Origin of the sequence: Streptomyces sp. NPDC052773 (assembly GCF_044547145.1) — a bacterium.
Lineage (GTDB): Bacteria > Actinomycetota > Actinomycetes > Streptomycetales > Streptomycetaceae > Streptomyces.
In genome coordinates, this window is record NZ_JBITZX010000008.1 from 294,175 (window position 1) to 307,417 (window position 13,243).

General features: G+C 73.0%; 15 protein-coding genes. 8 read left to right on the forward strand and 7 right to left on the reverse strand.

The annotated features are described in order from the left end of the window. Window positions 1–16: 16 nt before the first annotated feature. A complete protein-coding gene (locus tag ACIG0D_RS20330) occupies window positions 17–766 on the reverse strand; it encodes a DJ-1/PfpI family protein (protein ID WP_399802594.1) in 750 nt (249 codons plus the stop codon). Next, a complete protein-coding gene (locus ACIG0D_RS20335; protein WP_399802596.1) occupies window positions 763–1,548 on the reverse strand; it encodes an HD domain-containing protein in 786 nt (261 codons plus the stop codon). The genes ACIG0D_RS20330 and ACIG0D_RS20335 overlap by 4 nt, the downstream gene beginning before the upstream one ends. Window positions 1,549–1,601: 53 nt before the next feature. Between ACIG0D_RS20335 and ACIG0D_RS20340 the strand changes: the two genes are divergently transcribed. The 3 genes from ACIG0D_RS20340 (at window position 1,602) to ACIG0D_RS20350 (ending at window position 4,975) form a co-directional block, all read left to right on the forward strand. Further along, window positions 1,602–2,594 (forward strand): GlxA family transcriptional regulator, encoded by a 993-nt coding sequence (locus ACIG0D_RS20340; protein WP_399802598.1) that lies wholly within the window; start codon window positions 1,602–1,604, stop codon window positions 2,592–2,594. Between the two features lie 85 nt (window positions 2,595–2,679). Next, window positions 2,680–4,026, forward strand: coding sequence for an APC family permease (locus ACIG0D_RS20345; RefSeq protein WP_399802601.1), 1,347 nt, complete (start codon window positions 2,680–2,682; stop codon window positions 4,024–4,026). 169 nt (window positions 4,027–4,195) lie between these two features. Further along, on the forward strand, window positions 4,196–4,975 hold the full coding sequence (locus tag ACIG0D_RS20350; RefSeq protein WP_399802603.1) for a TVP38/TMEM64 family protein: 780 nt from the start codon (window positions 4,196–4,198) through the stop codon (window positions 4,973–4,975). Between the two features lie 4 nt (window positions 4,976–4,979). On the opposite strand, the gene ACIG0D_RS20355 is transcribed toward ACIG0D_RS20350, so the two are convergent. Beyond that, complete coding sequence (locus ACIG0D_RS20355; RefSeq protein ID WP_399802606.1) at window positions 4,980–6,149, reverse strand: thiolase family protein; 1,170 nt, start codon at window positions 6,147–6,149, stop codon at window positions 4,980–4,982. A gap of 142 nt (window positions 6,150–6,291) precedes the next feature. Here ACIG0D_RS20355 and ACIG0D_RS20360 point away from each other — a divergent pair, with 142 nt between their 5' ends. Then, window positions 6,292–6,762 (forward strand): winged helix-turn-helix transcriptional regulator, encoded by a 471-nt coding sequence (locus tag ACIG0D_RS20360; RefSeq protein WP_399802608.1) that lies wholly within the window; start codon window positions 6,292–6,294, stop codon window positions 6,760–6,762. Window positions 6,763–6,783: 21 nt separating this feature from the next. On the opposite strand, the gene ACIG0D_RS20365 is transcribed toward ACIG0D_RS20360, so the two are convergent. The 3 genes from ACIG0D_RS20365 to ACIG0D_RS20375 are packed head-to-tail and all read right to left on the reverse strand — an operon-like array spanning window position 6,784 to window position 9,643. Beyond that, window positions 6,784–7,533 (reverse strand): cupin domain-containing protein, encoded by a 750-nt coding sequence (locus ACIG0D_RS20365; protein ID WP_399802611.1) that lies wholly within the window; start codon window positions 7,531–7,533, stop codon window positions 6,784–6,786. After that, window positions 7,527–8,453, reverse strand: coding sequence for a PmoA family protein (locus tag ACIG0D_RS20370; protein WP_399802613.1), 927 nt, complete (start codon window positions 8,451–8,453; stop codon window positions 7,527–7,529). The genes ACIG0D_RS20365 and ACIG0D_RS20370 overlap by 7 nt, the downstream gene beginning before the upstream one ends. Then, entirely contained in the window at window positions 8,450–9,643 is a 1,194-nt protein-coding gene (locus ACIG0D_RS20375) for a Gfo/Idh/MocA family protein (RefSeq protein WP_399802615.1), read from the reverse strand. The genes ACIG0D_RS20370 and ACIG0D_RS20375 overlap by 4 nt, the downstream gene beginning before the upstream one ends. A 402-nt stretch (window positions 9,644–10,045) precedes the next feature. On the opposite strand from ACIG0D_RS20375, the gene ACIG0D_RS20380 reads away from it, so the two are divergent. The 3 genes from ACIG0D_RS20380 (at window position 10,046) to ACIG0D_RS20390 (ending at window position 11,751) form a co-directional block, all read left to right on the forward strand. Further along, window positions 10,046–10,921 carry an undecaprenyl-diphosphate phosphatase gene (locus ACIG0D_RS20380; RefSeq protein WP_399802619.1) on the forward strand — a complete coding sequence of 292 codons (876 nt, stop codon included), beginning with the start codon at window positions 10,046–10,048 and terminating at the stop codon, window positions 10,919–10,921. Window positions 10,922–11,182: 261 nt separating this feature from the next. Then, a complete protein-coding gene (locus tag ACIG0D_RS20385; protein ID WP_365761973.1) occupies window positions 11,183–11,458 on the forward strand; it encodes a hypothetical protein in 276 nt (91 codons plus the stop codon). A gap of 113 nt (window positions 11,459–11,571) precedes the next feature. After that, window positions 11,572–11,751, forward strand: coding sequence for a hypothetical protein (locus ACIG0D_RS20390; RefSeq protein ID WP_399802621.1), 180 nt, complete (start codon window positions 11,572–11,574; stop codon window positions 11,749–11,751). Between the two features lie 257 nt (window positions 11,752–12,008). On the opposite strand, the gene ACIG0D_RS20395 is transcribed toward ACIG0D_RS20390, so the two are convergent. Next, on the reverse strand, window positions 12,009–12,644 hold the full coding sequence (locus ACIG0D_RS20395; protein ID WP_399802624.1) for a DUF4291 domain-containing protein: 636 nt from the start codon (window positions 12,642–12,644) through the stop codon (window positions 12,009–12,011). A gap of 97 nt (window positions 12,645–12,741) precedes the next feature. Between ACIG0D_RS20395 and ACIG0D_RS20400 the strand changes: the two genes are divergently transcribed. Further along, entirely contained in the window at window positions 12,742–13,227 is a 486-nt protein-coding gene (locus tag ACIG0D_RS20400) for a nuclear transport factor 2 family protein (protein ID WP_399802627.1), read from the forward strand. Window positions 13,228–13,243 lie beyond the last annotated feature (16 nt).

A 13,243-nucleotide genomic window follows, 5' to 3' on the forward strand; every position in this document is an offset into this window, starting at 1 on the left:
ATGGATCAGAAGCCGCTCACCGGCCGCTTCGGGCTGTCCACACCGTGCCGCGGGCCTCGTACTCCAGCATCTCTTCCAGACCGACCGCGGCGTCCGCGCCGAGTTCCCGGCGGACCAGCCACAGGGCGAGATCCAGCCCGGAGGTCACCCCTCCGGCGGTGACCAGGTCACCGTCGTCGACCACGCGGGCGCTCTTCAGCACGCCGCCCTGCCGCTCCAGGTCGGCCCGCGCCCGGTGGTGGGTGGTGCAGGGGCGCCCCCGGGTCAGCCCGGCGGCGGAGAGCAGCATCACGCCCGTGCACAGGGCGCTGACGGTCAGGCCCGGGCGGGTCGCGGCGGCCAGGGCCCGGGGCAGGGACCCTCGCCGGATCTCGGCCCACACACCGGGGTCCTCGCGGCGCGCGTAGCCGCCGCCGGGGACGACGAGGAGGTCCGCCTCCTCGGGCGCCCATCCGTGGCCGACGCGCAGCCTGGTGCCGTAGGCGGCCTCGACGGTACGCGGACCGTCGAGCGTGACATAGCGGACCTCGACCTCCCGGTCGGCGAAGTGGCCGGAGGCGGAGAACACCTCGTACGGGGCGGAGAAGTCGAGTTCCTCCACGCCGTCGAACATGACGACGTGTACGCGTAAGGGACGGTCGCGCCGGGGAGCCGCGGGGGCCGCGGCATCGGCCCGGGTGGCGGCGTCGGCCCGGCCGGCGGCGCCGACCGTCAGCGCCGCGGCGCCGAGTGCGCTGGTGGCGTGCAGGAGCGTACGGCGGTTCATCTCGGTCGGTACTCCATTTCTCGATCGGTGCGATCGGTGCGATCGGTTCGATTCGATCGGTCACGGGTGCGGGTGCGGGAGAGGCTCGTCGGCACCGGCCGGGCGCGGAGAGCTCGGCGGCGAGGAGGCTCAGTTGCCCCAGCGCGCGGCCTCGGCCATCGTCTCCATCCGCGTTCTGTGCGGCGGCACGGACCTCTCCCGCAGGAGTTCGGCCGCGACGGAGAAAGGCGGGGCCTTCTCCGGGCGGTGCCGTGCCTGGGCGACGATCTCGTCGGTGAGCGTGGTCGCCATGGACAGCCGCGGATAGGCGGCGTGGATCGCGGCCCGGTGGCGTCGTCGACGCAGTCGGTGTCCCAGCCGAAATCCATGCCGGTTCCCTGGTGCACCAGGGCGCACAGGATGCCGCGACGCTCGGCGATGCCCGGCGTCGTGTGCAGGGCGATGGCCTCCCACACGGCGTCGACGTCGGCGGTGGGCACACCCTGCGCGGTGAGGAACTCCGCGGCCGTGTCGGCGCCGTCCACCTCGAACCGCTGGTGGCGGTCGCCCGCCCGGGTCAGGCCGATGTCGTGCAGGACGCAGGCCAGGAACAACAGCTCCGGGTCGTAGTCACGCCCCGGCTCGGCCCCCTGGTGTTCGGCGCGCAGGCGGGCGAACAGCGCGCTGCGGACACTGTGGTTGGCGGTCGCGGTGGACTCCGTCTCCCGTACCAGGGCCAGCGCGCGGCGGGCGACGGGAGTGTCGGGCAGCGGCGGGACGCCGGTGATCGTCACGTCGTTCATGGCATCGATGATCGGTCGCGGCAACTGCCCGTGACAGTGGCAGACTTGCCTCCATGCGTGAGGAAACCGCCACCTCCAACGCGCCGCATCGAGTGGCGGTCCTGGTCATGGACGGCGTGCTGCCCCTGGACCTCGGCATCCCGGCCCAGGTCTTCAACGGCGTGCCCGGTGATCCGTATGAACTGACGCTGTGCGGCCGGACCGCGGGGCCGGTCCCGACCGCGGCGGGGTTCGCCGTGACGGTGCAGGCCGGCCTGGAGGCGGTGCGCGGCGCGGACACCGTGGTGGTCCCGGGGTACGCGCCGCATCTGCGGGAGCCGCCGGCGGACGTGCTCGCCGCGCTGGCGGCGGCGCATGCCCGAGGGCGGCGGCTGGTGTCCATCTGCACGGGGGCGTTCGCGCTGGGGGCGGCCGGGATCCTGGACGGCCTCAAGGTCACCACCCACTGGAAGCACGCCGACGAACTGGCGGCGCGGTATCCGAGGGTGTCGGTGGACCCGCGCGTGCTCTACGTCGACGAGGGGCGGGTGCTGACCTCGGCGGGGGTCGCCGCCGGCATCGACCTGTGCCTGCACCTGGTACGACGCGACCTCGGCTCCCGGACGGCGAACGAGGTGGCGCGGGCCCTGGTCTCCGCTCCCCACCGCGACGGCGGGCAGGCCCAGTACATCAAACGGCCGCTGGCCCCGGATCCGTACGGCGTCACCCTCGCGCCCACCCGCGCGTGGGCCCTCTCCCGTCTGCACGAACCCCTGACGGTCCCACGGCTCGCCGCCCACGCGCACATGGCACCGCGGACCTTCGCCCGCCGGTTCGTCGCCGAGACCGGCACGACGCCCCTGCAGTGGCTGCTCGCCGCCCGACTCGACCGCGCCCGGGAACTGCTGGAGAGCTCCGAACTCACTGTCGACCACATCGCCGACCGGTGCGGTCTGGGCAGCTCTTCGAACCTCCGGCTGCACTTCCGGCGCACCCTCGGAACGACCCCCACCGCCTACCGCGCGGCTTTCGCTCCGGCGGCACGGCCGAACTCCGCCCAGGCGTGAAGCGGTAGGGCGACACGCCCGTACGCGCCTGCCCGTGCACGGAGCGTCATGCGTGACTCCCGTGTCGCGGGGGACACGAGTCGACATGTCGACGGTGAGAGAGCAGCAGCCGACGGCCCCCTCGGGCGGCCCGGCTCTCAGGAAGGCCCTGACCACCCCCCTGCTGTACTTCTTCATCCTCGGGGACGTCCTGGGCGCCGGGGTGTACGTGCTGGTCGGACAGGTCGCCGCGGAGGCGGGCGGCGCCGTCTGGGTGCCGCTGGCCGTCGCCCTGCTGCTGGCCATGCTGACCGCGGCCTCCTATGCCGAGCTGGCCACGAAGTACCAGCGGGCCGGCGGAGCCGCCCACTACGCCACGCGGGCGTTCGGCCCGTTCGCCGGCTTCCTCGCGGGCTTCTGCATGCTCGCCGCCGGCATCGTCTCCGTCGCCGCCCTGGCGCGCGGCTTCGGCGGCGACTACCTGGCGGCCTTCGTGACCCTGCCCGTGGGCCTGGTCGCGGTGGTGTTCCTCGCCCTGCTGGCCCTGCTCAACGCGCGCGGCATCAAGGAGTCCATGCGCGCGAACGTCGTCGCCACCGCCATCGAGGTCGGCGGGCTGCTGATCGTCGTCGCCCTCGGCGCGTGGCTGCTGCTGCGCGGCGACGGCGACCCCGGACGGCTCACCCGGCTCGGCACCCCGGAAAAGGGGGCCGCCGCCGCCGTCCTCAGCGGCTCCGTCCTCGCGTACTACTCCTTCGTCGGCTTCGAGACGTCCGTGAACGTCGCCGAGGAGACTCGTGATCCCCGCCGCTCCTACCCGCGCGCCCTGTTCGGCGCGCTGGCCACCGCCGGGGCCGTCTACGTGCTGGTGGGCCTCGCCGCCTCGGCGGCCGTGCCGACGGACCGGCTCGCCTCGTCCAGCGGCCCGCTCCTGGAGGTCGTCAAGGAAGCGGGCGGGGTGCCCCTGCTGCTCTTCAGCGCCATCGCGCTCGTCGCCGTCGCCAACGGCGCCCTGCTCACCGGCATCATGGCGTCCCGACTCGCCTTCGGCATGGCGCGCGACGGCCTGCTCCCCTCGCCCCTGGCCAAGGTGCTGCCGGGCCGGCGCACGCCCTGGGCCGCCATCGCCGCCACCACCGCGCCGGCCATGGCCCTCGCGCTGACCGGCAGCGTCGCCGTCCTGGCGTCGACTCTGGTCCTCCTGCTGCTGGTGGTCTTCCTCATGGTCAACGTCGCCGCGCTGGTCCTGCGCCGCGATCGCGGCACGGAACCGCACTTCCGGGCCCCGACCGCGCTGCCGGTGCTGGGCGCGGCCTCCTGCGTCCTGCTCGCCACCCAGATCGAGGGGCAGGTGTGGCTGCGGGGCCTGGTCGTCCTCGCCGTCGGCGCGCTGCTCGGCGCGGTGGCGACGATACGGCGCGCCCGGCACCGGGCCGACCCGGTACAGCCGTGACGCGGCGCCCGGGGCCGGTGAAGCTGCTCCCACTGCTCCGGGGAGCCGCCCGGTGCGTATGAGAGTGTCGAAGGGAGGCGGGGCCGTTCCGGGATCCGGAGCGCGTTGCGGCCTCCTTGTGGGGCCTCCGCCTATGATGCCCCGAAGTCGGTGTTCTCTAGGGGGTCACGTGCTCGATGCCACCACGCGCTCTGGCGGCACCGCCACGGCCTCTCCGCGGGCCACCGCCCTCGCCGGTCCCTCCGACCTCGCCGTCGCCGTTCCCGCGCGCGCCGGTTTCCCCGCGCGCTGCGCGCGACTGCTGCTCTCCCCCTGGTCTCGTTTCGCGCTGCTGGTCGCGCTGCTCGCCGGGGCCGCGTCGTGCGTGCTGCTGTTCGAGCCGCAGCGGCTGCTCGCGCACGGCTGGCCGCCGCAGCTCGGCGGTGCGGCGGCGGCGCTGGTGTTCGCGGTGGCGTACGGCCTGTGCACGGTGGCGTTCGTGCCCCGGCCGCTGCTGAACCTGGCGGCGGGCGCGCTGTTCGGCTCGCAGCTGGGGCTGGGCGCGGCGGTGGGGGGTACGGTGCTCGGCGCGGGGCTGGCCTTCGGGCTGGGCCGGGTGCTGGGACAGGACGCGTTGCGTCCGCTGCTGCGGGGCCGGGTGCTGACGGCCGTGGACGGTCAGCTGAGCCGGCACGGCTTCCGCTCGATGCTGGCGGTGCGGCTGTTCCCCGGGGTGCCGTTCTCGGCGGCGAACTACTGCGCGGCGGTGTCCCGGATGGGCTGGCTGCCGTTCCTGCTCGCGACGGCGCTCGGTTCGGTGCCGAACACCGCCGCGTACGTCGTGGCCGGGGCGCGTGCCTCGGCGCCGACGTCGCCGGCGTTCCTGATCGCCATGGCGTGTATCGCCGTACCGGCGCTGGCCGGTGCGGTGGTGGCCTGGCGCAAGCGCCACCACCTGCGGGGCCGCTGAGCCGTCAGATCCCTTCGAGGATCATCGCGTTGGCGAGGCCGCCCGCCTCGCACATGGTCTGCAGGGCGTAGCGGGCGCCGCGGGCCCGCATCGCGTGGACGAGTGTGGTGGTCAGCCGGGTGCCGCTGGCGCCGAGCGGGTGGCCGAGGGCGATGGCCCCGCCGTGCACGTTGATCTTGGCCGGGTCGGCGCCGGTCTCCTGCTGCCAGGCGAGGACCACGCTGGCGAACGCCTCGTTGACCTCGAACAGGTCGATGTCGTCGAGGGTGAGGTTCGCCCTGCGCAGCACCTTCTCGGTGGCCGGGATGACGCCGGTGAGCATCAGCAGCGGGTCGGAGCCGGTGACGGCGAAGCTGTGCAGCCGGGCGAGGGGGCGCAGGCCGAGGCGGGCGGCCGTCTCGCTGGTCGTGACGAGCACGGCGGAGGCGCCATCGTTGATCGGGCTGGCGTTGCCCGCGGTGATGTTCCACTCGATCTGCGGGAACCGCTCGGCGAAGCCGGGGTCGTAGTAGGCGCTCTTGAGCCCGGCCAGGGTCTCCGGGGTGCTGGACGGCCGTACGCACTCGTCGCGCGCGACGCCGTCCAGGGGTGCGACCTCGGCGTCGAAGAGACCCTGTTCCCAGGCGTGGGCCGCCTTGTGGTGCGAGGAAACGGCGAACGCGTCCATCTGCTCGCGGGTGAGCGACCACTTGGCCGCGATCAGTTCGGCGCTGATGCCCTGGGGGACGAGGCCGTCGGGGTAGCGCTCGGCGACGCCGGGCCCGAAGGGGTCCGCGCCGGGCGGCACGTTGGACCACATGGGCACCCGGCTCATGGACTCCACACCGCAGGCGACGGCGAGGTCGTACGCGCCGGACATGACGCCCTGGGCGGCGAAGTGGACGGCCTGCTGGGAGGAGCCGCACTGGCGGTCCACGGTGGTCGCGGGGACCGACTCGGGGAAGCCCGCGGACAGCACGGCGTAGCGGGTGGTGTTCATGGCCTGCTCGCCGACCTGGTCGACGGTGCCGCCGATGACGTCGTCGATCCGCGCGGGGTCGACGCCGGAGCGCTCGACGAGGGTGCGCAGGGTGTGGGCGAGGACTTCGACGGGGTGGACGTGCGCGAGGGAGCCGTTGGGCTTGCCCTTGCCTATCGGGGTGCGTACGGCTTCGACGATGACTGCGTCACGCATGTTGCGGGCCTCCTTGGCCGCCGTGGCGAGGACCGGCGGACGCGCCGGCCGCCCCACCGGCTCGATTACCAGTGAGTAGGAAATCCGAACTCACCATAGCCGGGTGAGTTGGAAAAACAAACCCTCCCCTAGACTTCTTCTCATGGCCGCCAGCAAAGACCCGCGTCCCTGCTCGATCGCCGACGCCCTGACGCTCGTCGGCGAGAAGTACTCCCTGCTCGTCGTGCGGGAGGTGTGTCTCGGCAACGGCCGCTTCGACCAGTTGGTGCGCAACATCGGCGCCCCGCGCGACGTCCTGGCCACCCGGCTGCGCCGGCTCGTCGACGCCGGGGTCCTCACCAAGCGGGCCTACAGCGAACGCCCGCAGCGCTTCGAGTACCGGCCCACCCAGGCGGGCCTGGAGCTGGTCCCCGTCCTGCTGACCCTCATGGAATGGGGCAACCGCCACCTCCGCCCCGAGGGCGACCGGCCCATGGTCAACGAGCACGCCTGCGGCCACGAACTGGTCCCGGTGGTCACCTGCCAGGCCTGCGGCGAGACCGTCCACCACCAGGACCTGACCCCGCACCCCCAGTCCCCGGGGTGGACGGTGGCGGGGCCGACGGCGGCCTGACCGGGCCGGCCGCGAAGAAGATCAAGCCCGGTCCGGGAACCCGGCGGTCCCCGTCGTCCCCGGTCCGTAGACGTCCAGTCGCCCGCACATCCCGAACCGCCCCCGCGCGGAAGGCTTTTCCGCCCGTACGACGGCGTCGGCGAGGTGGGGGGCGTCACCCTGCTCCAGGCGGTCCAGCTGGTCCCCGGTGGCCGCGGCGGCGGCTGCCGCACCGCGCTCCCAGCGGGCCCGCCACTCCGCGATCCGGGGCCGTACCAGCGCGGCGGCGGCCCGGTGGAAGGCGGCCAGCGCCTCGGGGCCGCCCGCGCGCAGCGCGCGGTAGCCCTCCAGCGCCAGGTCGCGCCGGGCGCGGGCGATCCGCTCCTGTTCGGCCTCCGGCGCGTCGGCCGGGATCGCGGTCGCGGCGGCGTACGTCTCGGGGTCGGCCAGGTGGCGCGGGGGCAGCGTGAGCACCGCGTCCCCCGCCTCGGGCAGACCGCTGTTCTGCATGAGGACCGTGATACGCAGCCCGCCGTCGTTGACGAGCCGGTGGATGGTGCCGGGCGTGAACCAGGCGACCGTCCCGGGGGCGAGCGGCGTGACCTCGGGGCCGGAGGCCGTGAGCGTGTGCACGGCCCCGCGCCCGCCGGTGACGACGTACCCCTCCGAACAGACCAGGTGCAGGTGGGGCGTGCCGCCGCGGAACCCGTCCGCGGCCGGCCAGTCGTACACCGAGAGACCGGAGACGGCGACCCCGCCGGGCAGCCCCTGGAAGGCGCCGGCGTTCACCACGGGTGCGCGTCCAGGTACCGGGCGATCTCCTCCCGCTCCCAGGCGCCGTCGGCCACCACGACCCGGTAGCGGCGGGTGAGGGTGTCGCCGGGCACCAGCTCCAGCTCGTCGAAGAACGCCCAGGACGGGGCGACGGCCGCGAACGGATCGTTGCGGACGAACCAGTGGGCGGGGTGGGCCCCGCGCGCCCCCGCGTGGTCGTTCTCCGGGGCGTGCGCGAAGACCAGCGTGGCGTGGCCGTCCACGCCGTCGTGCTCCCCGGAGTAGGCGAGCCAGGGGGCCTGCCGGCCCATCAGGCCGGGCCCCTCGCCGTCGGGGCCGGTGATACGGCCGCCCCGGAAGGCGCGCGGGCCGCGCCAGAACAGGCCGGTGTAACCGGCCATCTCCCGCCCGGCGGTGGTCGGGCTGCCGAACAGCAGAGGTTCGCTCCGCCGGTTGGTGATGGCGCTCGTCCAGGTCAGCGCCCACGAGCCGCCCGCCGGGTCGACGTCGTGCACCTCGATCCGCCGCCGCTCCTCGGCCCACAGCTCCCCGGTGTGCGGATGCCAGGTCAGCCGCTCGGCGATGACGACCCGGTCGCCGTCCGCGGCCACCTCGTCGAACGCCACGTGCGCCATCGAGCCGACCCGCTCGGGCAGCGCCAGGTACCCCTGGCCGTGGACGTACGAGTTGCCGCCCCACAGGTTCGCCCCGGACAGGTGCGAGGCCGTCATCTGCAGGCCCTTGTGCCAGCGGTGGTCGTTGGGCCGGTAGTCGGTGACGACGGCGCCGGACAGGGTGCGCAGGGGGTGGAGATACGGCTTCGGGGCCTCCCAGGCCGCCTCGGGCCGGTAGACGTAGGCGAGGAGTTCGACGCCGGTCTCCGGTTCGGTGACGGTGACGCGGTCGCCGTGGGTGTGGGTGAGCCGCGGCGCGGTCATGCGGGCACCTCCTGGCTCTCGTCGGACGCGCCGCCGTCCGCCGCGGTGGGCGAGGCGGTCTCGGCGACGCCGGGCGCCCAGCCGGGTGCGCCGCCGTGCAGCTCGGTGTAGTACGGGTCGCCGGGGCCGATCTCGCGCCGCCGCACGGTGGTGTCCGTGAACGCCGACCTGTACAGCGCGGTCACCAGCTCCAGGCTCTTGCGCCCGTCCGCGCCGCTGCTGCGGGGCCGCTCCCCCGCGCGCATGCTGGCGACCAGCTCCCGCAGCTGGGCCAGGTGCGAACTGGGGACGTCCGCCCCGAAGTCCCGCCAGGCCGCGGCCTCCGCCTCGGGCACGTCCGGCGCCGGGGTGATCCGCCAGGAGGCGTTGGTGTAGCCGTACAGATGGGTCAGCTCGATGGTGGCGCGTTCGCAGTCGACGCGGATCCGGCTGACCTCGTCGGGGCTGAGCACGCTGTTGACCACGGTGGCCAGCGCCCCGCTCTCGAAGCGCACCAGCGCGGTCGAGACGTCCTCGGTCTCCACGTCGTGCACCAGCCGCCCGGCCATGGCGCGGACCTCGCTCCATGGGCCGAGCACGTCGAGCAGCAGGTCCATCTGGTGGATGCCGTGTCCCATCGCCGGTCCACCGCCCTCCGACCGCCAGCGCCCGCGCCAGGGCACGGCGTAGTAGGCGGTGTCGCGGTACCAGGTGGTCTGGCAGTGCGCCACCAGCGGCCGGCCGAGGGCGCCCTCGGCGAGCAGCCGGCGGACGTGGGCGGCACCGGACCCGAAGCGGTGCTGGAAGACGATCGCGGCGTACGGGCCGCCGTCCGTGCCCTCCTCCGCCTCGACGGCGTCGAAGTCGGCGAGCGAGGGCACGGGCGGCTTCTCGCACCACACCCACGCCCCGGCGCGCAGCGCGGCCACGGTCTGCTCGCGGTGCAGGGTCGGCGGGGTGCAGATGCAGACGAGATCGGGGCGCTGCTCGCGGAGCATCCGCTCCAGGTCGGTGTACGGGTGCGGGATCCCGCCCTCCGCACAGAACGCCTCGACGGCCGCCGCGTCGATGTCGACCGCCGCGACCACCTCCGTCTCGCCCTCCTCGGCGAGCCGGGCGAGGGCGGGCAGATGCTCGCCGCGGGCGATGGCGCCGGTGCCGATGACGGCGGCGCGGACGGGGCGGCCGACGAGGGAAGCGGACGTGGGCATGGATCTGATCAGCACTCCTCCGGGGTGGCGGGTCAGGACAGCACCGCGATAGCAAGCGCTTTCCCTCGCCCGGCAACGTAGGTGCCCGCACACCGACCGGTCAACACCACGAACCGATCACGGAACCGATCACCGAATCGTCACTGGACCGATCACCGGACCGATCACCGGACCGATCGCTGGACCGATCGCCCAGCCGATCACCGGACCGATCACGGACCGATGGCGGCCGGTCCGCTTCGAAACCCCTGTGTCGGACTCTTCATCCCGGGACGCTACGCTGCCCCTCGACACACCTGATCACCGCGCGCGCGGGCCCGGCGTGCCCGTCATCACCGCGCGCGGAGGCAAGGACGTGTCCGTCGTCCGTTCCACGATCGGCACTTGGACTCCTTAACTTCCATGTCTTGGTTCGAATCACTCATCCTCGGACTCGTCCAGGGGCTGACCGAGTTCCTCCCCGTGTCCTCCAGCGCGCACCTGCGGCTGACCGCAGCCTTCTCGGGCTGGGAGGACCCGGGCGCCGCCTTCACGGCGATCACCCAGATCGGCACGGAGACCGCCGTGCTGATCTACTTCCGCCAGGACATCGGCCGGATCGTCACCGCGTGGTGGCGATCCCTGTACGACAAGGCATGGCGCAAGGATCACGACGCCCAGATGGGCTGGCTGGTGATCGTCGGCTCCATTCCGATCGGCGTGCTCGGTGTCACGCTCAAGGACCAGATCGAGGGTCCGTTCCGTGATCTGCGGCTCACCGCGACCATGCTGATCGTGGTCGGCGTGATCATCGGCATCGCCGACCGGCTGGCGGCCCGCGACGAGACGGGCGGCCGGCACCGCGCGGTCAAGCAGCGCAAGGGCCTCCAGGACCTCGGCGTACGGGACGGCCTGATCTTCGGCCTGTGCCAGGCCGCCGCCCTCATCCCGGGCGTCTCCCGCTCCGGCGCGACCATCAGCGGCGGCCTGTTCATGGGCTACCAGCGCGAGGCCGCGGCCCGCTACTCCTTCCTGCTCGCCATCCCGGCGGTGCTGGCCTCCGGCCTGTTCGAACTCAAGGACGCGATGGAGGGCGGCCATGTGTCCTGGGGGCCGACGATCTTCGCGACGATCATCGCTTTCGGGACCGGGTACGCGGTCATCGCGTGGTTCATGAAGTTCATCTCCACCAAGAGCTTCATGCCGTTCGTCTGGTACCGGCTGGTGCTCGGTGTGGTGCTGATTGCGCTGGTCATGATGGGTGTGATCAGCCCGCACGCCGGCGAATCGGCCCACTGATCCGGTCCCCTTCCTCGATCATCTCCCACTCGTCTCCCGCGCTCCCACCGGAGACACCAGAAGGCCCCGGCGGCATCGCTCCGCAGGGGCCTTCTCGCATGGCTGGACTCAGGGGGCGCGCTCACAGCAGGGCCGTGACGAGATCGCGCCGGACCGGATCGCTCGAGGTATAGCGCAGCGGCAAAATGCACATAAAGGGCGAATAGGGTGGATCACGTTGGTTACTCCGAACACGACCCCCCACAGGACGGAGACCATCTGATGATCATCAAGAAGATGCACGACATGGGCGTCCGCAGCGAACACGCCTACATGGCCGCCTTCGCCTCCATCGGCCTCACCGTCGTCGCCTGGGCCGCCAGCCTCAACGCCGAACCTGGCACCGGCGTCGCCCGAGCCGACCGATGGGGCATCTTCGTCGGCGAATGGGCCCCCACCTTCTTCGGCCTCGGCCTCGCCCTCTCCCACTACGAACAGCAGGACGGCACCCTGACAGGCAGCGTCCACGAGCTCCGGCCGACAGCACAGGCCGGCTGACCGCCGGCGATGCCCGCCCGCACGCGGCCGAATCCGCGCTCGTGACGGACTCCATACGAATCGAGTAGCCGTGCGGTAGCGCAGTGTCAGTGCTACCGCCTAGGCTTGCCCGCATGTCCCCAGATTCCGGTGCCCCTGGTTCCGTGCGCTCTGCGGCAGAGGTGAACGAGCAGATCCGCGCGCTGTGGCTGCGCGCGGGCGGCACCCTGTCGGCTCAGGAGCGCGAGGAGTACGAGCTGCTGGTGGTCGAATGGGCCGCCGCCGTGCGGGGCGAGATCATCGAAGCGGCCTGACACCGCGGGCACGGCGCATGCGGCCACCCAGCGGCCACGCCCGCCGAGTGCGCCGAGCCAAGGCCTGTGTCGTTTGGATCAAGCCGACGTCGCGGGCCCTGGCACGCGCATCTGCCGCGTTGTCGTCACTCGCCGAATCCCCCACGCTCGGCTGCGCTCGCGCGGGGGCACCCCCAACGCTTCGACTCCCTCCTCCGCCTTGCAGCTGCACGCACCAGACCCCGCTCGCTGATCCGGCCTGATCGACGAGACACCCCCTAGCCCCGCAGGTGCGCCAGCACCTCCTCGTCCAGTGGATACGGCCGCTCCGCCGGCAGCAGCCCGGCAGCCTCGTCCAGCCGCCCCGCCCGCACCAGTCCGTGGATCTCCGTGGCGAGCGGGGTCACGTCCTCGATGCCGACGATCCACTCGTCCGCGTACCGGGCCGCCGCCTCCCCCGCGAGCCCCAGCTGCAGCGACCGGTGCGGCAGTGCCGTGAAGTGGACGTCGCGCTCGGGGTCCCACTGCACGCGGGCGGGGGCCTGCCGCAGCTGCCGCTTCCAGGTGGCCTGGTCGGAGTGGAGGGCGGGGACATAGTGGGAGAGGCAGGAGTGGCGCAGCGCCCAGAGGAAGCCCTCGCGGGTGATCTCGACGGCGAGGACGGTCTCCTGGTTCTCCTTGGTGCCCCAGCCGCAGCGGTACATCATCCACAGGAAGGACGGCTTGATCCAGGTCATCCGGTCGCGCTTCCAGGCGGCCGGGAAGCGGCCGGTACGGGCGGCGACCCGCCCGATCTCCGGACGGTAGGCCTGATAGACGGTGAGGGTGGACTCGGTGTGCCGGGCCCTGACCCGGAACCGGGGCTCCTGATCCGGCCGCTCCTCATACCGACGTTCGTCATACTGATCGTTCACGCCCCCACCCTCGCCCGCACCACCCGCTCGGAGCCACCGAATATCGCCGCCCGCACGCCCTCTTGGCGAGACCGGTCCCGGGCCCGAGACTGAGCCGATGACGCAGCGTGCGGAGCTCGCGACCGTGATGGACCGGCTGGCCGTGGACGGACTGATCACCGACTATGCCGTGGCCGTGGACGACGGCGACTGGGAGGCGTACCGAGAACTGTTCACCCCGGACGGACGGGCGGACTACCGCTCGGCCGGCGGGATCGAGGGCGAGGCACGGAAGGTCGCCGTCTGGCTCGCCGAGAGTCTGCGGGAGTTCCCGGTGCGCCAGCATCTGATCGTCAACCGCCGGGTGCGCTTCGACGTCCTGGAGCGGGACACCGGCGACACGGCCCGGGTCCAGGCCGACTACGTCGCCCCGATGGGCCTCACCGCCCCCGAGGGTGCCTCGGGGCCGCCCGACCTGTTCTGCGGCGGCCGGTACTCCTTCGGCCTGCTGCGGACCCACGACGGCTGGCGGCTGCGCGAGGTGGTCGTGCGGGAGATGTGGCGCCGCTCCCCCAAGGGCACCGGGACTACGGGGGCCGGCTGATCCGACGCCCCCTGTA